Source organism: Nocardia brasiliensis IFM 10847 (assembly GCF_000710915.1).
Lineage (GTDB): Bacteria > Actinomycetota > Actinomycetes > Mycobacteriales > Mycobacteriaceae > Nocardia > Nocardia brasiliensis_A.
In genome coordinates this window covers 26,212-48,717 of record NZ_BAUA01000163.1, presented here as the reverse complement: position 1 = coordinate 48,717, position 22,506 = coordinate 26,212, and the positions used below count along the sequence as shown (strand labels likewise).

Here is a 22,506-nt window from a genome sequence, read left to right as displayed (position 1 = left end):
CACATTAGCAACGAGGTCCGTTGCGCCGCAGCCTGAATCGATACCCGGCCGGTCAGTTCTTCCGACGTGCGGGCGGCAGCGCCGCGACTCCGACGGCGACCACGGCGAGCAGCGCGGGCAACTGCGCCCAGAGCGAACCGCCGAGATAGCCGTCACCCGAGCGCCACGGCCCGGTGGACAGCACCGCCGCCGACAGCACGGTGCCGACGCCCGCGACGAGGACCAGGGCACGCCCCGCATACTGCGGACGGAAACGAACAGCCGCGAGTGTGCCTGCGGTGAGCAGGGTCGCGACCGGGCCCGCGATCACCGTCGCGGCCGCGGCGAGCCCGAGCGCCCCGAGCCAGCGGGTACCCCACGTGCGCGGCACGGTATCCGGTTCGCCGGCACCGGCTTTCGATGTCGAGGCGGCGTCGCGCGCGGTGGCCGACAGGTCGGCATCGGCATTCGGAGTGGCCGCTGTGTGGGTCGTGGAGTCCGGGACGTGGGCACCGGTATTCGGTGTCTCGGTGGCCGTGGTATCCCGCTTAGCGGCAGCGTTTTTCGCAGTCCGCACCCGCCACGGAATCGCGAGGAAGAACAGCGGGAGCAAGAGCAGGAGTCCGCCGAAGATTCCGAGGCGATACCAGCGGTCGATCGGGAACGACACTGTGACGGGTCCGCGCGCATCGGCCGGGAGCAGCCAGGCCTGCTGCCAGCCGTCGACGACCACGGGTTCCAGCGCACGCCCGTCGGCCGTTTCCGCCTGCCAGCCGATGTTCGTGCTCAACGGCAATACCAGCACGCGGGTGCCCTGGTCCGTCGGGGCCGGGGCCGTGAAATCGGTACGGTCCAGGCGAAGCCGGTCGACGAAGAACAGATCGGTCGGGCCGACGGTGACCTCTGCCCGGCCCGCCGCCAGCCCGAGTGCGTCGGAATCAGTCTGCGGCGCAGCGTCCTGCGCGCATACCCGCGCGGGAACCGGTGCGCCGGAGCGCAGCTCGTCGGCGGTGGCGGTGACCGAGGTGTGCCGGATCTGCCCGTCGACGGTGATCGTCGGTCCGAGCGCGCAGGGGACGGTGATCTCGCGGTCCAGCGGTGCGGGGGCGGGGTAGCCGGGGCCGAGCACCTCGACCTCGGCCAGCCCGGGCGGTTGCGAGAGCACGAAGCCGAGGGCGGTCTGGTCGAGCACCGGCCGCCAGGACTGCAGACTGAGTTCGATGCGATCGGTCACGGTGGGATGCAACGAGATCCGGCGCGGGGTGCCGGGGTCGCCCGCTTCCAGTTCCCGCACCTGCGGTCCGTCGCCCAGGTTCACCACCACGGCGGTGGGGGTGGCCGGGAGCCCGCCCAGCGGCGGCGTCAGGTCGAGGCCCGTCACCAGCGCGGGCTCGGGAAGTTCGAGTGTCAGTGTGGGTTTCGGGCCGGTCAGCGCGCGCACCGAGTCCTCCGGCGCGGTCCAGCTGGTCCGCGGATCGCCGTCCGTCGCCGCGAACGCGGCTCCGCGCAGGTCCCCCACGTCGGCCTGGCCGCGGGCGACCGGGCGGCCGGGGTCGGTGAGCAGCGCCTCCAGCGCCGGACCCTGCCGAGTGCGGACGGTCAGCTCGGGTGTCACCGACATCGGCTCCGGCACCGAGAGAAAGCGCTGGAACGTACCGGGTTCCTCCGGCGCCAAGGCCAGCCCCTTGCTGCAGCGCACCCGATTCGGCGAATCGAAACAGCCACTGCGACCGGGGAATTCCTGCCCGAGGTCCCAGCCGCGCACCTGAGCGCCGGGCTGCGTCGGCGGCAGCACTGTCCGGTGCCGGATATCGACGCGGACCGGCTGGTCGCGCACGGAGTAGTCGTCCAGCGTCAGCTCGCTGATGCCGAACTGCCCGCCGCGCTTGCCGGTTTCGGTGCGGACGGCGGTGATGGTGACCCAGGCGGTCTTGCCCGCGGGCAGCGAAACCGACACCGGCGTAGCGGGTTCGGGAATCCTGGTCGTCACGGTGCCGTTCGCCGTGCGTACCTCCACCCATTTCACCGGGTCGCCGATGGCGGCCGCGCTGGTGCTGAAGGTCAGCTGCCCGGCCTTGACCGGCTGGTCCAGCTCGAGCCGGAGCCATTGTCCCAGTGCGTGTTCGGTGCCGTTGCTGATCCAGGCGGTGGCCGGATCGCCGTCGACGGCGGCCGCGGTCGAGCTGCCGGGCGCGGCACCGCCGAGTTGGGTGGCGTCGGCGGCGGAGCTGGACGCCGTGACGGTCGCCCCCGACCATTCCCCGCGCACCGGTTCGGCACCGTCGACCGGGTAGTCGGGCACCAGGTTGTGCGTGCGGCGGGCGTCGCCGGGCGCGCGCAGCGCCGAATTGTGGTTGTCCACCCGGCCGAAGTCGGCCTCGCGATCCATCGGGGTGTCGGTGACGGTCAGCGGTCCGATCGGCAGCCCCGCCCGCACCGCATCGGCAGCGAGCAAGGCGGGGGCATTGGTCGTGTCGGGGTCGCGGCGCAGACGCTCGAGCACCTCGGGCCCGCCTTGCACGACGCGCATCGTGGCGAGCGGCACCGTGTACGCGCCCGGGAACGATTGCGGCGCACCGATTCCGCTGCGCACCTCGGCAGGCGCGCCCGGTGCCGGAGCACCCACGCGATAGATCTCGACAGCGGGGTAAGCGGGCCGCAGATCACCGTCGGCGACCAGATCTTCGGCGATGACCGCAGATTCGATCGGCGCGCCGAATTCGGCGACCTTGGTCAAACCCGGCGAACCCTCGATCGCCCGATGCGCCAGCATCGGCCGGGTGGAGCGCGCGGTCTCGGCGTCGAGGTCGTTGCGCAGCACCAGGATTCCGATGCCCTGCCCGGCCAGTGTGCGGGCCAGGCCGGTGGACGGCCTGCCGTCGGCGATCAGCCGCTGCACCGAATCCATCGCGCGGATCGTGCCCGGCGGGTTCAGTGGCACCGAGTCCCGGACCGCCCACGGCGTGCTCGCCAAGGCCTGCAACGGTTCGTCCCGGGTCAACCCCCAGACCTGGCTGCCGAACGGTGCGCCGGGCACCACCAGGGCGCGGGTGTCGGCGGCGTGGTCGTGCAACCACCGCGCGGTCTGTTCCCAGTACGCGGGCACCCGGTCGTAGGCGCCGCGCGGGGCCAGCCGGCCGGTCCAGGCCAGCGATGTGGCCAGGGTCAGCGCGGTCAGCACCAGGGCGGCGACGGCGACCACCCGGTCCCGCTCGGGATGGGCGAACGCGCTGCGCCACACCGGCATCGGCACCGAGGCAGGCAGCGGCACCCGGGCCAGCAGCTGGGCGAGGCCGAGTACCAAGGGAATTCGGATCAGCGGCTCGAGTTTGTGCACGTTGCGCAGCGGCGCGCCGCCGGAGTCCAGGAACAGCCGTACCGATTCGGCGAACGGTCCGCCCAGCTCGCCGACGTATCCCGCGCAGATACCGACCAGGCCGACGCAGAGGATGAGCGCGAGCCGTCCCCGGTACGGCATGGACCGCAGCGCCAGCCCGGCCATGCCCGCCGCGGCGAGCAGTCCGGTGGCCAGCACCGCGGCGGGCTGGGTCACCAGTACCGCGCCCGCGATGCGTTCCGGCGAGACGAACGGCGTCCAGCTGTCCGTGCCGCGCAATACCTCGGCGAGCGAGGCCCATTGCGTTGTCACGCCGGAGGATTCGATGTAGTCCAGGAACGGCGGGCTCACCTTGCCCAGCAGTAGCAACGGCACCGCCCACCAGAACGTGGCGAGCACCAGCAGCGGCACCCAGGCTCGGGTGAACCGCCACCATGCGCGATTCGGCCGGTAGGAACCCCACCAGAGCAGGGCGGGCAGGAACGCGGCGACCGTCGCGACCGCGTTGACCGACCCCATCAGGGCCAGCGCGAGCGCGCTGCCCGCGGGGGAGTCGGCCCCGCCGCGCCGCCGGGCGCGACCGCGGAGCCCGAGCGCGGCCGGCGCGAGCAGGACCCACGGGGCCAGCATCATCGGCAGAGTTTCGGACGAGATCGAGCCCAGCGTCGTGAGCACGCGCGGCGAGAGCGCGAAGGCGATCGCCGCGACGATCCGGGAGCCGCGGGTGCCGATGCCGAGGGTCTCGCACAGCCGGACGATGCCCCAGAATCCGGCGAGCAGCAGCAGCGCCCACCAGATCCGCTGGGTCACCCAGGCGGGCACGCCGAGCACATGCCCGGCCGAGAAGAAGGCGCCGTGCGGGAAGAAATACCCGTAGGCCTGGTTCTGCACCTGGCCCATCGGAGCCTGGCTGCTCCACAGATGGCCGGCGCGTTCGAGGAAACCCAGCGGGTTCTGCGCCAGGTCGTATTTGGTGTCCGCGACCGTGCGCCCGGGAGCCTGCAGAAAGGTCAGCAGAAACGCGGCGAGAACGGTTCCGGCGAACCAGAGTCTACCCAGCGGCGCAGTGCTGTGCCGCCGCGACGCCGCGGCCGGTGCGAGCGAGTCGGCGGTTAGGGCCGAGGTCAGCGACTGCCGTACTCGACGTTGTTCAGCAGCGACGAATCCTTGTCGCCACTGCGGTCGATGTCCGGACGCGTGTTCTGCTGCACCGCAACGGTCACGAGGAGCACCGCGATCACACCGAGCACGGCGCCGCCGACAGCACTCGCAACACCAGGAACAGCAAACTTCATTGCGGCACTCCAATACATCGATGCAGGCACATTCCCGGTCAACCTAGCAGCCCGCTCGCCGATTCGGTGCGTTCAGCCCGCCGATTCCTCGGTGATAGTCGATGGGCATCGCCGTGTGCGGCCCCGGTCGGTGGTCAGTGGGCGGGGATCGCGCAGTGCAGGCTGCCGAGCAGAGTGCGGAGTTTGGCGGTGGTCTCGTCTAGTTCGGCCTTGGGGTCCGAGGCGGCGACGATGCCGCCGCCCGCGTAGGCGTGCACGGTGCGGCCGTCCGCGGACAGCTCCGCGCAGCGGATCGCCACCACCCAGGAGCCGTCGCCGTGCGCGTCGCACCAGCCGACCGCGCCGCCGTAGAAACCACGGTCCTCTTCGAGGTCGGCGATGGTCGCCAGCGCCAGGTCGGTCGGGGTGCCGCAGAGGGCCGGCGTCGGATGCAGCAGCAGGGCCAGCTCGAGCGCGGTGGTCGCGGGATCGCGCAGCGTGCCGGTGATCGGCGTGGCGAGGTGCCAGACCTCGTGGGTGCTGACCAGTTCCGGGCCGTCGGGAATGGCCAACTCCGCGCAGACCGGGCCCAGCCGGTCCCGGATCCAGTCGATGACGAACGCGTGCTCGTCCCGGTTCTTGCCGCTGGCCAGCAGATCGCGCGCCTGGGCGGCGTCGGCGTCCGGATCGGCCAGGCGAGGCACGGTGCCCGCCAGCGGATGCAGGGTGACGGTCGGGCCGCGGCGCTCGATCAGCACTTCGGGGGTCGCGCCGACCAGCGTCGCGCCCGTTCGCCCGGCCGCGCTCAGATCCACCGCGAACACGTTCGCGTGCGGATGGCGCGCGAGCAGATGCGCGGCGACCACTTCGGGGTCCAGCGCCGATGCCGCCTCGGCGAGGACAGAGCGGGCCGCGACCACCTTGCGCAACGGCTGCGCGGGATCGCCGAGCTGCTCGACCAACTTCGTCACTCGCGCGATATGTTCAGCGGCACTGGGGATTTCGGTGAGGAACTGCACCGTGGGCAGCTCCGGTAACGCCGCGGGCCGCCACGGTCCCGCCGTGTGCTCGGCCTGTTCCGGCACGGTCAGCGCGGCCGGTTCGCGCGGATCGAACGGCAACGCACCGACGATCAGATCGGCGCTGCCCGCACGCAACGCGGCGACCGCGCGTTCGGGTTCGCGGAAAGCGATCCGGCTACCGGTAGCCCGGACCACCCCGCCGGGCTGAGCAAGCAGGAATCCGTCCATAGTCTTTCGACCCTAACCCCGCTCCGGCCGACGCAACGGCTCGCGTGACGGCATTCACGGCCGTAGCCCAGACCCGCATGCGCGCAGCGACTTCCGCGCACGTGGGCAGGTCAGCGGGATTTGGCCGCAGGCTCCTTGCCGGGCGGAACCATGAGGACCGGCCGGTGACAATGCTTGAGCACCGCGTCGGCCACGCTGCTGTGCATCAGCGCGCGGATGCCGGTGGCGCCCCTGGTGCCCGCGACGATGATGTCCACATCGAGGTCGTCGGCGCATTCGACGATGGCGTTCCAGATGGTCGTCGTACATTCGGCGGTGCGTGCCTCGGCATTGAGTCCGGCGAGCTTGGCCAGGCGCACGCCTTCGGTATTGATGGTGCGCGCGTCGACGTAGGCGACGTCCTCGACCTCCTCGTCGGGTACCCATTCGGGCTGCATCACCCCCGACAGACCGGAGAGGCGGGCGGCTTGGCGCACCATCGGCTCCCACGCGGTCAGCACGATGGCTTTGTCCGCGCTGAGGAATCGCCCCGCGTATTCGATGGCGCGCTTGGCGTTTTCGGAACCGTCGTAGGCAATGAGCATCAGATCGCACGGCACGATGGACCTCCTGGTGGGAGTCTCCCGGCTACAGGTCAAGGTTACCGTGGGAAACGCCTGTTCACCTGCTGGCGCGCGGGATCGGACCTGCCACTCGGAAAGGGTCCGGCGGCCCACCCCACCGTGGCGCAACGGCGCTCGAACAGTACCGTTGACCGTCATGCGGAAGACGCCCCTGCTCGTGTTCGTCGTGCTGGCCGCCGTCGCGACGGCCTGCTCGAGCGGCGGCGACGGCAGTCCCACGCCGTCGCGCGCGGTCATCCCTGAGACGGCGACGCAGCCGAGTGCGACCCCGAAGCCGGATTGCACGGCGGGCTACCTCGCGCAGTTCACGCCGCGGCAGAAGCTGGCGCAGCTGTTGACGGTCGGTGTCGCCGACCGCGCCGACGCCGCGAACGTGGTGCAGACCGAGCAGGTCGGCGGCATCTTCATCGGCGGCTGGACCGATCCGTCGCTGCTCGGTGCGGGGCAGATCGAGCAGGTCAAACAGGCGGCGAAGGTGCCGCTGATGGTCACCATCGACGAAGAGGGCGGGCGGGTCTCCCGCGTCCGGTATCTGATCGGCCCCGCGCCCTCGGCCAGGACGACGGCGCAGAGCATCACACCCGAGCAGTTCTACGAAGCGACGCTGACCCGGGGCCGTGCGCTGAAGGACATCGGCATCACGGTGAATTTCGCACCGGATGTGGATGTGAGCGCACAGCCCGACGATTCCGTCATCGGTGACCGCTCCTTCTCCGACGACCCCGCTGTGGTCACCCGCTACGCCGAGGCCTATATCCGCGCCATGCGCGAGGTCGGGGTCGGCACGGTCATGAAGCACTTCCCCGGACACGGCTCCGGTTCGGGCGATTCGCATCGCGGCGCGGTCCGCACCCCGCCGCTGGACAGCCTGCGCACCGTCGATCTCGTCCCGTACCGGGACCTCATCGGTTCCGGTGCCGGGGTGATGGTCGGCCACCTGGACGTGCCGGGCCTCACCACACCGGACGTGCCCGCCAGCATCAGCCCGGAGGCGATGGCGCTGCTGCGGGAGGGGACGGGCTACGGCGCCGCGCCGTTCCAGGGCCCGATCTTCACCGACGATCTCAGCGGCATGGCCGCGATCACCGACCGACTGTCCATCGAGGACGCGGTGGAGGCCGCACTGGTCGCCGGGGCCGACAACGCCCTGTGGATCAGTACGAGCGCGGTCTCGACGGTGCTCGACCACCTCGAGGAAGCCGTGACGGCGGGGCGGCTGCCCGCGGCACAGGTGAACGCTTCGGTGTTACGGATGGCGGCGTTCAAAGGGGTGCTGCCGCGCTGCTGAGCGCGCGCGGCGGCATTGGTTCCGCGACTGGGGAGCAAATCCGACCCGCGGAACTTACCTTGGAGTAATATATGAGATTCACCATTGGTAGGAGAGCGGATGGCGGGCGGAACGAAGCGACTTCCTCGGGCGGTTCGTGAGCAGCAGATGCTCGACGCCGCCGTCGAGGTGTTCTCGCGGAAAGGCTTCCACGATACGTCGATGGACGCCATTGCCGCCGAGGCGAAGATATCGAAACCGATGCTGTATCTCTACTACGGCTCCAAGGATGAACTCTTCCGCGCCTGCATCCAGCGCGAGGGCCTGCGCTTCATCGAATCGGTGGTGCCGGCGGGTAACCCGCAGCTGTCCCCGCACGAACAGGTGCGGGTCGCGCTGGAGGGCTTCCTCGGCTACGTCGACCGCAACCGTCGCTCCTGGCAGGTGCTCTATCGGCAGGCCATCGGCCAGCAGGCGTTCGCCTCGGAGATCGAGAACGCCCGCGAGCGGTTCATCGAGCTGACCGCCAAACTGCTCGAATCCAGCGCCAAGCATCCGGAGCCGGGCACCAACTTCGACGTCGTCGCGGTCGCGGTGATCGGCGCGGGCGAGGCCATCGCCGACCGGGTGGCCAGCGGCCGGATCGAGGTCAGCGAGGCGGTCGACCTACTCGACGATCTCGCCTGGCGTGGTCTGGCCGGGCGCAAGAAGACGGAATAGCGGCACCGCGGCGGGGTGCGCGGGCGGTAACCGGCGTGTAGCGGTTGCCGCGTCGCGGGCGGCCTGCCAGAGTGCGGGGGTTCAACAAGCACAGACCGGCTCCGACGAACGAGCCGGGGAGAAACGGGGCGGATTTGTTCGGGTTGCTCAGGCCGTGTGCGCACGGGGCGGCGAAGTACGGCATCGATGCGGCGCAGTGGCGCAGTCATCTATGTGGACTGTGTCTGGGACTACGGGACGAGCACGGCCAATTAGCCCGTGCCACAACCAATGTCGATGCCATCGTGCTCTCCGTGCTCACCGAGGCGCAGGCCGGTGGTGCGGTGCAGCGCACCGAGGCCGGGCGGTGTGCGCTGCGCGGTATGCAGCGGGCGTCGGTCGCATCGGCGAGTTCACCGGGGGTGCGACTGGCCGCCACCGCGTCACTCTTGCTGGCCTCGGCCAAGATTCACGATCATGTGGCCGACGGCGACGCCGGTGTGCTGGCCCGCGCGCCACTCGCACAGGCCGCGACCCGCTGGGCCGGGCAGGCGCGGGTGAGCGCGCAGCAGATCGGCTTGGATGTGGCACCGCTCGTCGCCGCGCTCGGCGCGCAGTCCCGGCTGGAGCGAGCGGCCCAGGAGCTCGCGGTGGTCGATCGCGCCGACGCGCTCACCTCGCTGACCATCCCCACTCAGCTGTGTGCGTCCGAATTCTTCGCCCATACAGCGGTTTTGGCCGAGCGGCCGGAGAATGTCGACGCACTGCGCGCGGCAGGCTGGCAGTTCGGCCGGATCGCACACCTGGCCGACGCGGTCCAGGACTACGAGCAGGACCTGGGGCGCGGGCGATTCAATCCGCTCGCGGCGACCGGCACCACCATGCCGCAGGCCTACGACCTGCTGCGGGAATCGGATGCGCGACTGCGGGAATCGGTCGCCGACGCCGAACTCGACCAGGTGCCCACCGTGCGCTGGATGCTGCTCGATCCGCTGACCTCGGTGCTGCGCAAGCTCACTCGCGGTATCGGCGCGGCGGTCGCGCACAGCTGCGCCGTCACGTCCGAGGACGCGGCGGCCGGGCCGCGGGCGCAGCGCACCGGTCATCGTCCGCCGACCCGGCGCCCAGGCCTCGGCGAATCGCTCACGCTGATCCTCGGGGCCTACTGCACCGGTTACGCCTGCTGCGCCGATCACACCCAGCCGTGCACCGGCGAGCGCAAGGACGCCTGGATCAAGAACTGCGACTGCAGCGGCTGCAGCGACTGTGGTTGCGGTGGCTGCTGCGAATCCGACTGTTGCGGTTGCGACTGTTGCGGTTGCGATTGCAGCTGCTGAACAGTTCTGCGGTGCAACGCTTTACGTGGTGTGTGCGCCGCCTGACCGGCACCTCCGGAAACGAACTGCGCCGCACCTCTCGAAAGAGGTGCGGCGCAGGGGTTTACCTACGTCAGCGCAGCGTCGCGGTGAGGTGCGGGTAGCCCTTCTTCGGGTTGCGCAGCGCCAGATCCCAGCCGCCTTCGACCTGGTCGGTGTACACGTTGACCTTGGCGGGCAACAGGATCGGCTTGCCGAACTTCACCGTGTAGGTGGCCTTCGCGGGCACCCGGCCCTCGATCTCGCCGAGGATGTGCGCGGCCGACCACATGCCGTGCGCGATCGGCCGCGCGAAGCCGAGCGCCTTGGCGCCGAGCTTCGACACGTGGATCGGGTTGTGGTCGCCCGACGCGGCGGCGTACTGGGTGATCGTCTTCTGATCGATCTTCCACACCCGTGGCGTCGGCGGGGCCGCCTCCTCCGGCTTGGGTTCGGGCTTCGGCCCACCCGAGAGCGAGGTGCGCTGCTGATGCAGGAACGTGGTGACCTGACGCCACACCAGTTCCCGGCCGACGCTGATCTCGCTGATCGCGTCCACCAGCAGGCCCTTCGGGTGCTCGCGCAGATTCTCGATGTGCGACCGGATGTCCAGCGGCTCGCTCACCGAGATGTCGCGCGTCCGCTCGATCACGTTCTCCGCGTGCACCGCGCCCACCGCGACGAACGGGAAGTCGCGCTGCACCACCAGCTGCATCACGATCGGGAAGGTGAGGATGAAGGGGTAGGTCAGCGGCAGCGCGTCGCCGAACCGCAGTCCGGTTGCCCGGCAATAGGCGGCCAGGTGCTCCGGGTCCACCTTCAGTCCGTCCAGCTGGATCGCCCGATCCGGCAGCGCCGACTTGCGCGCCGAGACCAGCGGCAGCGGCACCGCGCCCAGCGCGGCCTTGAGGTAGAGCGGGCCGTTCTTGGGCGGTTCCGTCAGCGTGATCATCTGGGTCATCATGCTCCGATCAGGCTCTGCCCGCAGACCCGAACGATGTTGCCGGTCACCGCGTTCGACGCCGGGCTGGCGAAGTAGGCGATGGTCTCGGCGACGTCGACCGTCTGGCCGCCCTGCAGCAGCGAGCTCATCAGACGCCCCGCCTCGCGGGTGGTCAGCGGGATGGCGGCGGTCATCGCGGTCTCGATGAAGCCGGGCGCCACCGCGTTGATGGTGATGCCCTTCTCGGCCAGCTTCGGGGCCTCGGCGTTGACCATGCCGATGACACCGGCCTTGGACGCACCGTAGTTGGTCTGGCCGCGGTTGCCCGCGATGCCCGCGATGGAGGACACGTCGATCACGCGGCCGCCGTCCTTGAGCGCGCCGCGCGCCACCAGGCCCTCGGTGATCCGATGCGGCGCAGCCAGATTCACGTTGAGCACGGAGTTCCAGCGGCCCTCGTCCATGTTGGCGAGCAGCTTGTCCCGGGTGATGCCGGCGTTGTGCACCACGATGTCGATACCGCCGAAGCGCTCGGTGGCGAACTCGGCCAGCTTCTCCGCGGCGTCGGGCGAGGTGACGTCGAGCGCGAGCGCGGTGCCGCCGACCTTGTTCGCGGTCTGCGAGAGCGCCTCACCGGCGGCCGGGATATCGGCGACGATCACGGTGGCGCCGTCGCGGGCGAACACCTCGGCGATGGTCGCGCCGATGCCGCGCGCGGCACCGGTGACCACGGCGACCTTGCCGTCGAGCGGGCGGTCCCAGCTGGCGGGCGCGGTGGCGTCGTCTTTACCGACCCGGATCACCTGGCCGTCGACGAAGGCCGACTTGGCCGAGAGCAGGAAACGCAGGGTCGACTCCAGGCCGGTCGCGCCGGTCGACGCCTCGGGGTGCAGGTAGACCAGCTGTGCGGTGGCGCCGCGCAGCAGTTCCTTGGCCACCGAGCGGGTGAAGCCCTCGAGCGCGCGCTGGGCGATCTGCTCGTCCACCGACGCGGCCAGCTCCGGAGTGGTGCCGATGACCACGATGCGACCGGAGGCGGCGATGCTGCGCATGGCGGGCTGGAAGAACTCGAACAGCTGCGAGAGGTCCTCGATCGAGCCGATGCCGGTCGCGTCGAACACCAGCGCGCCGTACTTGGTGCCCGCGCTCGCCGCGTCGGCGAAGGTGTAGTCCGGCAACAGGGTGCGCAGCGGTTCGGCGACCCGGCCCTTGCCGCCGAGCAGCACCGGGCCCGGAAGCGCGGGCTCGCCCTGCTTGTAGCGACGCAGATTCTCCGGCTGCGGCAGCCCGAGCTTGCTCGCCAGGAACTGACCCGGGGAGGAATGTACGAACGATCCGTAGAGGTTGGGCGCACCCTTGCTCTTACTGGCTGCCACGGTCCCTGCCTTTTCTGTGTGGTCGGCGGCGTGCACGGTCCCTGCCAAGCTACCGCCGCCGGGGACTGTCGCTCACGCCGCGATTCTGTTCTCGGGTCTGCCGTTTCCCCGGCATTCGGTCTGCTCACGCACATTTGCGGGGGTACGGTGTCGACAACAAACTTACTCCAGAGTAAGTTTAATGTAAACCAATCGCGACGGGGCGCCGATCTGTGGAGAACCTCCACGCGGACTCCGGAGCGCCGGACATCCCCAACGAGACCTGGAGACTCGAGTGACAACCAAATCCCGTTCGGCGAAGAGCACCGCCAAGACCGGTAAGACCGCCCGCCCGGTCGCGATCGTGGGCGGCAACCGGATTCCGTTCGCTCGCTCCGACAAGGCCTACGCGCACGCGTCCAACCAGGACATGTTCACCGCCGCGCTGGACGGCCTGGTCAGCCGCTTCGGCCTGCAGGGCGAGCGGCTCGGCATGGTCGCCGGCGGCGCCGTGCTCAAGCGGGTCGGCGAGCACGGCATGATCCGCGAGAGCGTGCTCGGCAGCACGCTCAGCCCGTACACCCCCGCGCACGACCTGCAGCTCGCCTGCGGCACCGGCCTGCAGGCCGTGGTCACCGTCGGCGACGCGATCGCCGCGGGCCGGATCGAGGCGGGCGTCGGCGGCGGCACCGACACCACCTCGGACGCGCCGATCGGGGTCAGCGAGGGCATGCGCGAGTGGATGCTCGACGCCAACCGCGCCAAATCCAACAAGGACCGGCTCAAGCTGGTCGGCCAGCTGCGTCCGAGCATGCTCGGCATCGAGATCCCGCGCAACGCCGAGCCGCGCACCGGGCTGTCCATGGGCGAGCACGCCGCCATCACCGCCAAGGAATTCGGCATCGCGCGCGAGGCGCAGGACGAACTGGCCTACCTCTCGCACAAGAACATGGCGGCCGCCTACGACCGCGGTTTCTTCGACGACCTGGTCACCCCGTTCCTGGGCCTGACCCGCGACGACAACCTGCGTCCCGGCTCGACCATCGAAAAGCTCGCCACCCTCAAGCCGGTCTTCGGCGTGAAGGCGGGCGACGCCACCATGACCGCGGGCAACTCCACCCCGCTCACCGACGGCGCCTCCGCCGTGCTGCTCTCCAGCGAGGAGTGGGCCGCGGAGCGCAAGCTGCCGGTGCTCGCGCATCTGGTGGACAGCGAGGTCGCGGCCGTCGACTACATCCACGGCCCCGACGGCCTGCTGATGGCGCCCACCTACGCGGTGCCGCGCCTGCTCGCCCGCAACGGCCTTACCCTGCAGGACTTCGACTACTACGAGATCCACGAGGCGTTCGCCTCCGTGGTGCTGGCGACGCTGGCGGCGTGGGAGTCCGACGCCTACTGCAAGGAGCGGCTCGGCCTCGACGGCGCGCTCGGCTCGATCGACCGCAGCAAGCTCAACGTCAACGGTTCGTCGCTGGCGGCCGGTCATCCGTTCGCCGCGACCGGCGGCCGCATCGTGGCCTCGACCGCGAAGATGCTGGCGGAGAAGGGCTCCGGCCGCGCGCTGATCTCCATCTGCGCCGCGGGCGGCCAGGGCGTGGTCGCCATCGTCGAGCGCTAAGGCTCACGAAACACCGAAGTGCCAGATGGTGTCCGGCCGCGCGGCCGGACACCATCTGTGTGTTCGCGGGGGTTCAGCGCACCAAACTCGTTCGGGCGGCGGCGAATCGGACCAGCGCGGGCGCGATGCGGCCGAAGACGTACTGCAGGCGGGCTTCCGGGGTCACCGGGACCACGTCGCGCTGCTGTCGCACCGCCCGCACGATCTGATCGGCCACCTTGGCGGGCTTGTATCCGCGCAACCGGTACAGCCGGTCGTAGCGCTGCTGCCTGCGCTGCTCTTCCGCGGCCGAGACGCCGGACATCTTGGTATTGCGGACGATATCGGTGTGCACGATGCCGGGACAGATGGTGCTGACACCGATTCCGCTGCCCGCCAATTCGGCACGCAGACAGTCGGAAAACATGAAAACCGCTGCCTTGCTGGTGGAATAGGCGCTGAAGGCCTGCTGCGGAGTGTAGGCCGCCATGCTGGACAGATTGACGATGTGCCCGCCGGCCCCGCGCTCGGCCATCGCGCCGGCGAAAGCCCGGCAGCCGTTGACGACGCCGTGCAGATTCACCGCGAGCACGCGGTCGAAATCGGCCGCGGGGGTGTCCAGGAAGCGCCCGGCCTGCCCGATGCCCGCGTTGTTGATCAGGATGTCGGGCACCCCGTGTTCGCGCAGCACCGTGTCGGCATGCTTGCGCACCGCCGATTCGTCGGAGACATCCAGCTCGTAGGCGTGCCCCTGCCCGCCCGCCTGCGCGATCAGCGCTACGGTCGCCTCCGCCGCGATGTCGTTGACGTCGGAGACCACGATTTCCGCGCCCGCTCGGGCGAACGCCAGCGCGCTCGCCCGCCCGATACCGCTGCCGCCGCCGGTGATCACCACGAGCTGATCTTCGAAAAGCTTGCGCGGCACTCCGATTCGGGACCGGCGCAGGGTGCGCGCCGGTGGCGCACCGGTGACCGTGTCGATCAACTCGACGGTGGCCGCCGCGAGCAGCCGCGGATGCGAGAACGGCAGCCAGTGCCCGCCTTTCACCACGCGCAGCCAGACCTGCTCGGCCCAGCGGTCCTCGTCGGCGTAACTCGATTGCCGCACCGCGGGGTCGCGGGTGCCGACGATGATCTGGGTGGGCACCGAAGTGTACTGCTCGCGCGTCCGGAACGGGTTCTCGGCCCAGGTGCAGCGGTAGATGCGCAATCCGTTCGCCATGTCCGAGGTGAACGTCGGCGCCAGATGGATCTGCTCCGGCGCGGCGCCTTCGGCGGCGGAAAGCGCGGCACGCCAGCGATCTTCGCTCATCCCGAGCTTGATCGCGACCTGCGGGAGCACCGGCAGCGCAAGGAAGGTCGAATAGGCGAAGGAGCCGAGTTGCGCCAGCGGCAGCGCGATATTGCGTGGTGTCGGCCGGGCGAGGCGCCGCCGGGCCCACTGGGCGACGTGCGCGATATGCGGTCCCGAGACCGAGGTGAACGAGGCGATCAACCGCTGGGCATCCGGGCCGCAGACGATTTCCCAGGTCGCGACGCTGCCCCAGTCGTGGGCGAGCACGTGCACGGGTGCGCCGTTGCCGAGGGCCTCGATCACCGCGACGTAGTCCGCCGCCAGGGTCGTCGTCGAGATGGCTTTACTACCCGGCGGGTTGGTCGACGCGCCGTGGCCACGGTTGTCCACACACAGCACGCGGAACCGTTCGGTCAGTTCCGGCACCACGCTGTCCCACAGCCGATGCGAGTCCGGCCAGCCGTGCAACAGCAGCACCGTCGGGCCGTCCGGATTGCCCTGCTCGTAGACGGCGATGTCGACCTCGCCGTTGCGCACCACATGCTTCTCGGCCATGGATTCACCCCACTATCCGGGCCGCGAGCAGCGCGGTCCGTGGACTCGGTTGTCCGCCTCATTCTGTCTGAGACGGTGCGATTCGGGTAGTCCTAGGTTGTCGCGATGTCGGGGCGTGTGCTGCTGTGAGGTTTGTCATGAATGTCTGTCGCGATTCGAGTCGAATTTCTCTGTATTGATTCAAAGATTTAGCAGCTACTAGCAGGCAACTTTCGTGTTACAGCTTTAATTCGGTTGCTGGTTATCGGTCACATCGATTCTTGCGGCGGGGCTGATCTGTGTGTTTACCTGCACGTCACCTACTGTGCTAGCGGTATCCGGTGGTGAAACGTGCGTTTTGTCACCGCGCAACGAACACGCAGCTACTGAAAAGACATCTCTTCGCTCAACGAATTGTTCGACTCGAACAAGCAGAGAGGAAGGCTGAACAGCTGATGCGAATCGGTATGGCGCTTCGCGCCACCGCACTGGCCCTGACGGCCGCGGTGGGTTTCGGACTCGCCGCCGCGGCCCCGGCGGGGGCGGCTGGTGAGCTGGCCCGCTACCTGGATCTACCGCTGGTGAATCGGGACGCGGCGAGCGGCCCCGGCGGAGTCAACCCGGAACTGCCCTACGACGCGGCCGAATTGCGCGGCCTGCTCGACGAGGCGCGGGCCCAGGGTGTGGCGCCGACTCGGTACGCCGCGCTGCTCTATCAATATTGGCTCGTCGACGCGACCGGCAAGGCGGGCATCGACCTGCGGTCCTGGGATCCGCGCGCGGGCGTGGAAGCCAACCGCGCCAACCTGATCAAGTCCTACCGCTATTACGAAGACCTGCAGCTGAACCATCGCGAACTGCAATGGGCGGGCATGGGCGGCCAGGTCGGCGCCGACTTCGGCGGCGGGCTGGTCGATTTCGAGCTGATGGGCAACGTCTACAGCCTGCCCGGCCTGTCCGAATCCGCGCGCGGCATCCTGGCCGCGGTCGAGCAGACCGCGGGACCGCAAGCGGTGGCGCAACTTCCGAGCGGCCTGCGCGCACTCGCCGCGGCGGGCCCGCAGATCACACCGGCGGACCTGCACCACCTCATCGGGATGATCCTGGTGATGCAGAAGAACATATTCTCGGATCTGATGCCGATGCACGACGCGTACGTCACCGAGGGTCTACCGGCGCTGGAGGAGTTCCGAGCCGCCGGGCTGTTCGACGGCGACGTGCTGGCCGCCTGGCGCGACGTGGCCTCCGGCGACCAGGACCGGATCGCGGCGGGCAACGCGACACTGTTGCGCCGCGAACAGTATTGGGCCATCCGGGATCAGTGGGACGAGACGCGCAACTACAAGGGCGTGGTCGGCGAAGCGATCACCTACGTCAGCGGCGCGGCGGGCTCGCCGTCGGTCGCGGGCGTCGCGCCGCCGCGGGAATTCCACCCTGTGCGCATCCCGGTCACTATGGCCGACGGACGTCCAGGGCTGTTGACTCTGCCGCTGCCGGACTGGAATTGGTCGGAGTTCGAGTCGCGGTGGGATTACATCACCTCCGAGCTGCTGCCGAAGTACAAGTTCCAGGTCGAGAACAACTGGCCCGCACTGGAAGCCGTGATGCGTACCCCCTACGAGGTGCAGCTGGAATCGCATCGTCCGCTGTTCAACATCCCGCAGCTGCTGGACTCGGCGGCGCGACAGCTTCAGGTGACCCCGACCGAGACGATGGCGGTGCGCTGAGATGAAACGATTGACCGTGGCCGTCGCGACGGCCGCCGCCCTGCTGTTGTCCGCGGGCACCGCGGCGGCGGAGCCGGGTCCGCAGGGCACGCCCGGGCTGGACAAGGTCTTCAACGGCTTCGTCGTCGGGCAGATCCAAGGCGCGCAGCCGGTTCCGCCGGACCAGGCGTTCCAGGCGCTGCTCGCCAACGACCCGTTCTACGAGGAACCGCCGCTGACCGGCGCGGAGCAGCCGGGCACGTTGCTCAAGGCCAAGAAGGTCGACGTGATGTTCCTCGGCATCACCCCGCCCGATATCGAGGCGTACAAGCTGATGTACGTGACCACCGGCATCGACGGCGTCACCCCGATGATCAGTACCGGCATCCTGATGATCCCGAATCACGGTGTGCCGGTGGGGGAGAAGAAGGTCGTCTCCTACCAGGAGGCCAACGACAGCGTCGGCTGGTCCTGCCACCCGAGCACGCAGTGGACCGGCGGTGATCCGCTGGACGGCTCGTCGTGGTCGGCGCTCGGTCCGCTGGCGCTGATGTTCGACAAGGGTTACGCGGTGATGATCTCCGACGTGGGCAACGACGGAGATCGCAAGCCGCACGGCGTGTTCGCGGGCAAGTTCGCCGCGCACGCCCAACTCGACGGCGTCCGTGCGGCTTTGGGCTATCAGGAGGCCGGACTGAATCCGAAGGCGCCGATTTCGCTGTTCGGCATCGCGGGCGGCGGGGTGGGTGCGGCGTTCTCCGCCGAACTGCAGCCGACCTACGCGCCCGAGCTCGACGTGAAAACCGCAGTGCTGGAAGGCATGGTCGTGAACCCGCGCAACTTCATGCGGGTCGCCGACGGTTCGGTGGGCTCGGGCTTCGCGCTGGCGACCCTGCTGGGACTGGAGCCCGCGTACCCGCAGATGCGGGTGAACGAGAAGCTGAACCCGGCGGGTGTCGCGCTGGCCAACGCGTTCCGCACGCAGTGCCAGACGCCCGCGTACTTCGGGCTGCCCTTCCTGCCGCTCAACACGCTGTTCAACTCGGGGCTCAGCCCCGCCGACGAGCCCGCGTTCCAGCACGCGTTCGAGGAGAACATCCTCGGCCGTTCCGGGACGCCGAAGGCCAAGGTGGCCATCACCTCCTGCGCCGCCGACGACTCACCCATGTCGCTGGTGCCCGCCAAGGACTCGCGGGAACTGGCCGACATCTATCGGGCGGGTGGTGCCGACGTCACCTACCAGCCGACCGATTGCAGCATGGTCCGGATGCTCACCGACATCTACGGCTGGGGCACCGACCTGTTCGGTATGCAGACGATCGACTGGATCGACCGTAACTTCGACTGAAAAGGATTGACCGCCATGGCATTTCTCTACGGACTCAATTATCTGTTCTGGTACGGCCCGCTGGCGGTCGCCAAGCTGATGGCCCAGGCCGCCGGCTTCTGATCCCCGTGCCGACGGCCGCGGCGCCCGCACCCGCGGGGCCGCGGCCGTCGGTCACTTTCCGGGCAGCTCGTTGTGCCCGCCGAAGGCTTTGCGCATGGCCGAGAGCATCTTGTCCGCGTACAGCGATTCCCCGCGCGAGGAGAACCGCTGGAACACCGCGGCGGCGAGCACCGGTGCGGGCACCCCGGTGTCGATCGCGGCGTCCAGGGTCCACCGGCCCTCGCCGGAATCCGAGACCCGACCGCTGTAGGAATCCAGGTTCGGATCGGCGTACAGCGCGCTCGCGGTGAGGTCCAGCAACCACGAGGCGACCACCGAACCGCGCCGCCACACCTCGGTGACCTCGGGGATGTCGAGGTCGTACCGGTAGTGCTCGGGGTGCTCGAGCGGGGTCTCCTCGGCCGAGAACTCGCCGGCGTGCTCCGCGCCGAAGTTGGCCTTGTGCAAGATGTTCAGACCCTCGGCGTAGGCCGCCATCGCGCCGTACTCGATACCGTTGTGCACCATCTTCACGAAGTGACCCGCGCCCGCCGGACCGCAGTGCAGGTAGCCCTGCTCGGCCGGGGACGGCTCGCCCGTCCGTCCCGGCGTCCGCTCGGCCGCCTCGACGCCCGGCGCGATGGAGCGCAACAGCGGATCCAGATACTGCACCGGCTCCGGCTCACCGCCGATCATCAGGCAGAAGCCGCGGGTCAGGCCGAAGACACCGCCCGAGGTGCCGATGTCGACGTAGTGGATGCCCTTCGGGGTCAGCTGCTCGGCCCTGGCGATGTCCTCGTGATAGCGGCTGTTACCACCGTCGATGATGATGTCGCCGGGCTCGAGCAGGTCGGCGACCTGCTCGATGACCGCGCCCGTGGCGCCCGCCGGGATCATCACCCACACCACCCGCGGTGTCTGCAGGGCCTGCACGAATTCCGTGAGGTCGGTGCTGCCCCGGAAATTGTCGCCGAGTTCTTGCCGCAGTTCGTCTATGGCTTTGGGGCGACGTTCGTAGCCGACCGCGGTGTGCCCGTCCTTGACGATGCGGCGCACGATGTTGGCGCCCATCCGACCGAGGCCGATCATTCCCAGCTGCATTCCATCTCCCTCGTGTATGCGACGCCGGACGTCCGTCCGGACGCTCTGCGAGCCCTGGTGGCGAGAGGTCGTCCTCGATTGTCTCGCGCCGGTGCGAATCGAATTTGTCCGGCTGTGTAACGCGTGGTGCGCCGTACCGATAATCAGATCGGCTCCGCGTAGTTGCCAGACCCCCGACCCGGCAACTGCGCGGGGCCCTTTGCGTGTGTCACCCGGCGCTTTGCGGGCGGTTAGCTGCACTTCGGTGCTCGCCTGACGTCGTCGGGACGGCGCACTATCGTTGGCGGGTGACTCGCACCGGGCGGGTCCCGAAGACACCCGAACGGGGAGGACGGTTCGTGACGAGCCAGCCGAGCACCGGACGCCGCGGCCGACAAGCAGGCGGCGAGGTCGGCCTACGCCAGCTGCTCGAGTCGGCCCAGGCGAACGGCGCGAACAGGGCTCCGGGGGAAGCGCCGGGCGGGTCGACCCCGGCCCCCGGCCCGTCGAACCCCGCACCTGACCGGCCGAACCCGGCCGCTTACGGGTCGAACCCCGCGCCGTACGGGTCGAACCCGGCCGCGTACGAGTCGGACCCGGTTCGGTACGGATCGAATCCGGCCCGGCACGCGTCGAACTCGGCTCAGTACGAGGCGGATTCGACTCCGTATGAATCGAATCCGGCCCAGTACGAGACGAAACCGGTCCAGTACGAACCGAATCGGCTCCAGTACGAGTCGAACCCGGCTCAGTACGGATCGAATCCGGCTCCGCGCGAATCGAATCCGGCTCATGCCTCGAACTCGGCTCCGGGAAGGCCGAATCCGGCCGCATACGAGCCGAATCCGGCCCCGGAGTGGGTCAGCGACTCGGCCCCCACCGAACCACTGCGAGTCACCACCGCAGCATCGAGCACGCACCGCGCCAGGCCTGCCGAGCCGCGGCCGCCGGGGCGACGCCCGATCTCCGGACCGCCGCCGAAGCGATTCGACCGCACCACGATCCGGCGCGCCGGCATCGCGGTCGGCGCCGTGTTCGCCGTGGTCGGCATCGCCTATGGGATCGACCTGGCGCTGTCCTCCGGGGAGGTGCCGCGCGGCACGGTCGTCGCGGGCATCGATGTCGGCGGCATGGCCACCGCCGCGGCAGACGAGCGCCTGCGCGCCGAACTCGGCCCGCGCACCGAGCGTGAACTGCCGTTGCGCATCGGCGACGTGCAGACCCGGATGATTCCGAGCGCCGCGGGCCTGTCGGTCGACTGGGACCGCACCTGGGCACGGGTCGGTGGTCAGCCGCTCAATCCGGTCACCCGGTTCACCTCGCTGTTCAGCGCTCGTGATGTCGCGGTCGTGAGCGTGGTCGACGACGCGGCACTGGATCGTCAGCTGGCAGCGTTACGCGTGCACGACCGCCCGTCGGTCGAGGGCACCATCGCCTTCGACAAGGCCAGACCCGTCGCTGTCGCCCCGGTGCCGGGGCGCGTGCTCGATATCGCCGCCGCGCGCCGAGATCTCATCGACGAGTGGATCAGCGGTCTCACGGTGGATCTGCCGGTGCACCCAGCGCCGTTGAACGTGCGACCGGAAGCCGTCGACATCGCCCTGCGTACCGTCGCCGAGCCCGCGGTGCGCGCGCCGATCAGCTTCGCGGGCAAGGGGGCGGCCGCCAAGCTCGACCCGGAGCAGATCGCGACGACGCTGTCGTTCGCACCCGACGGCAACGGCGGGTTGGCCCTCGCCGTGGATCAAAACATCGCGGTCGGTTTGCTGGCGCCGCAGCTGGCGGCCACCGAGGTGGAGGCGAAAGACGCCACCTTCGCGCTGACCGGCGGCAAGCCCACCGTGGTGCCCGCCGTGGTCGGTGACAAGATCAACTGGCCGAAGACGCTGGAGCAGTACACGGCGCTGCTCACCGCGCCTGGCGAGCGCGCCGCGCAAGCCGTCTACGAGAAGGTGGAGCCGAAGCTGACCACCGAGGCGGCGCAGGGCCTCGGCGTCGTCGAGACCATGGGTTCGTTCACCACCAACGGCTTCAGCGGCCCCTCCGGCGTGAACATCCGGGTGGTCGCCAAGAAGGTCAACGGCGCCGTCGTGAAGCCGGGAGACACCTTCTCGCTCAACGATTTCACCGGCCCGCGCGGTGCCGCGGAAGGCTATGTGGAGTCCGGCATCATCGACCACGGCAGGCCCGCCACCGCCGTCGGCGGCGGCATCAGCCAGTTCGCCACCACCCTCTACAACGCCGCGTACTTCGCGGGCATGGAGGACGCGGGCCACACCGAGCACAGCTACTACATCTCCCGGTATCCGGCGGCGCGGGAGGCGACCGTGTTCGACGGCGCGATCGATCTGCGCTTCCGCAACAACACCCCGACCGGCGTCTTCATCGAGGCGCTCGCCACGGATTCCGAAGTGACGGTTCGGCTTTGGGGCACCAAGACGCTGAACGTCGAGTCGGTCACCGGCGAGAAGAGCAAGCCGACCGAGCCGTCCACCATCAAACTCCCGAAGGGCAAAGACTGCATCGCCTCCGAGGGCGCCCCGGGCTTCACCATTTCCGACACCCGGATCATCACCGACCGCCGCACCGGCAAAGAGGTCTCCCGCGCGACCCGCACTGTCAAATACGACCCCATTCCCGTGGTGAAGTGCGAGTGATGCCGACTCGGTCATTGTCCGCCTAAACGTTTTGTGAGACGAATCACAAGATAACTCTTCAATTGCGGTTCGACGCTGTCGCGGAACGGTCGGGGCGATTCTCGTTCCCGACTCAGCATGCCTCGGG

15 protein-coding genes are annotated in these 22,506 nt (G+C 69.3%); 7 read left to right on the top strand and 8 right to left on the bottom strand.

Translation table 11 applies throughout. The annotated features are described in order from the left end of the window. Nucleotides 1–52: 52 nt before the first annotated feature. From NBRGI_RS31995 to NBRGI_RS31980, 4 genes are all read right to left on the bottom strand, one after another. On the bottom strand, nt 53–4,444 hold the full coding sequence (locus NBRGI_RS31995; protein WP_441921154.1) for an alpha-(1->3)-arabinofuranosyltransferase: 4,392 nt from the start codon (nt 4,442–4,444) through the stop codon (nt 53–55). Next, the gene (locus NBRGI_RS46800; RefSeq protein WP_014988932.1) at nt 4,441–4,611 is read right to left on the bottom strand and encodes a DUF2613 domain-containing protein; all 171 of its coding nucleotides are present in this window, start codon (nt 4,609–4,611) and stop codon (nt 4,441–4,443) included. The genes NBRGI_RS31995 and NBRGI_RS46800 overlap by 4 nt, the downstream gene beginning before the upstream one ends. A 134-nt stretch (nt 4,612–4,745) precedes the next feature. Then, a complete protein-coding gene (locus NBRGI_RS31985; protein ID WP_029900914.1) occupies nt 4,746–5,840 on the bottom strand; it encodes an isochorismate synthase in 1,095 nt (364 codons plus the stop codon). Nucleotides 5,841–5,950: 110 nt separating this feature from the next. Then, nucleotides 5,951–6,439: a universal stress protein gene (locus NBRGI_RS31980; protein ID WP_148311024.1), complete on the bottom strand. Its 489-nt coding sequence runs from the start codon at nt 6,437–6,439 to the stop codon at nt 5,951–5,953. Between the two features lie 160 nt (nt 6,440–6,599). Between NBRGI_RS31980 and NBRGI_RS31975 the strand changes: the two genes are divergently transcribed. The 3 genes from NBRGI_RS31975 (at nt 6,600) to NBRGI_RS31965 (ending at nt 9,766) form a co-directional block, all read left to right on the top strand. Then, nucleotides 6,600–7,751 carry a glycoside hydrolase family 3 N-terminal domain-containing protein gene (locus NBRGI_RS31975; RefSeq protein WP_029900912.1) on the top strand — a complete coding sequence of 384 codons (1,152 nt, stop codon included), beginning with the start codon at nt 6,600–6,602 and terminating at the stop codon, nt 7,749–7,751. A gap of 99 nt (nt 7,752–7,850) precedes the next feature. Beyond that, nucleotides 7,851–8,450 carry a TetR/AcrR family transcriptional regulator gene (locus NBRGI_RS31970; protein ID WP_014988928.1) on the top strand — a complete coding sequence of 200 codons (600 nt, stop codon included), beginning with the start codon at nt 7,851–7,853 and terminating at the stop codon, nt 8,448–8,450. A gap of 143 nt (nt 8,451–8,593) precedes the next feature. Next, on the top strand, nt 8,594–9,766 hold the full coding sequence (locus NBRGI_RS31965) for a DUF5685 family protein (protein WP_235211162.1): 1,173 nt from the start codon (nt 8,594–8,596) through the stop codon (nt 9,764–9,766). 112 nt (nt 9,767–9,878) lie between these two features. On the opposite strand, the gene NBRGI_RS31960 is transcribed toward NBRGI_RS31965, so the two are convergent. Together NBRGI_RS31960 and NBRGI_RS31955 are read right to left on the bottom strand one after the other, a co-directional pair. Then, nucleotides 9,879–10,745, bottom strand: a complete 867-nt coding sequence (locus NBRGI_RS31960; RefSeq protein ID WP_029900910.1) for a MaoC family dehydratase — start codon at nt 10,743–10,745, stop codon at nt 9,879–9,881. Further along, nucleotides 10,745–12,103 (bottom strand): 3-oxoacyl-ACP reductase, encoded by a 1,359-nt coding sequence (locus NBRGI_RS31955; protein ID WP_029900909.1) that lies wholly within the window; start codon nt 12,101–12,103, stop codon nt 10,745–10,747. The genes NBRGI_RS31960 and NBRGI_RS31955 overlap by 1 nt, the downstream gene beginning before the upstream one ends. Nucleotides 12,104–12,377: 274 nt before the next feature. Here NBRGI_RS31955 and NBRGI_RS31950 point away from each other — a divergent pair, with 274 nt between their 5' ends. Beyond that, nucleotides 12,378–13,700 carry an acetyl-CoA C-acetyltransferase gene (locus NBRGI_RS31950; RefSeq protein ID WP_014988924.1) on the top strand — a complete coding sequence of 441 codons (1,323 nt, stop codon included), beginning with the start codon at nt 12,378–12,380 and terminating at the stop codon, nt 13,698–13,700. A 73-nt stretch (nt 13,701–13,773) separates the two neighbouring features. Here NBRGI_RS31950 and NBRGI_RS31945 read toward each other — a convergent pair whose 3' ends face one another. Then, nucleotides 13,774–15,528: an SDR family oxidoreductase gene (locus tag NBRGI_RS31945; RefSeq protein WP_029900907.1), complete on the bottom strand. Its 1,755-nt coding sequence runs from the start codon at nt 15,526–15,528 to the stop codon at nt 13,774–13,776. 434 nt (nt 15,529–15,962) lie between these two features. Here NBRGI_RS31945 and NBRGI_RS31940 point away from each other — a divergent pair, with 434 nt between their 5' ends. After that, entirely contained in the window at nt 15,963–17,234 is a 1,272-nt protein-coding gene (locus NBRGI_RS31940; RefSeq protein ID WP_029900906.1) for a hypothetical protein, read from the top strand. Between the two features lies 1 nt (nt 17,235). Further along, the gene (locus NBRGI_RS31935; protein ID WP_029900905.1) at nt 17,236–18,561 is read left to right on the top strand and encodes a lipase family protein; all 1,326 of its coding nucleotides are present in this window, start codon (nt 17,236–17,238) and stop codon (nt 18,559–18,561) included. Between the two features lie 153 nt (nt 18,562–18,714). Here NBRGI_RS31935 and gnd read toward each other — a convergent pair whose 3' ends face one another. Continuing rightward, nucleotides 18,715–19,743 (bottom strand): phosphogluconate dehydrogenase (NAD(+)-dependent, decarboxylating), encoded by a 1,029-nt coding sequence (gene gnd / locus NBRGI_RS31925; RefSeq protein ID WP_029900904.1) that lies wholly within the window; start codon nt 19,741–19,743, stop codon nt 18,715–18,717. 338 nt (nt 19,744–20,081) lie between these two features. Here gnd and NBRGI_RS31920 point away from each other — a divergent pair, with 338 nt between their 5' ends. Continuing rightward, nucleotides 20,082–22,379: a VanW family protein gene (locus NBRGI_RS31920; RefSeq protein WP_029900903.1), complete on the top strand. Its 2,298-nt coding sequence runs from the start codon at nt 20,082–20,084 to the stop codon at nt 22,377–22,379. Nucleotides 22,380–22,506: the final 127 nt, after the last annotated feature.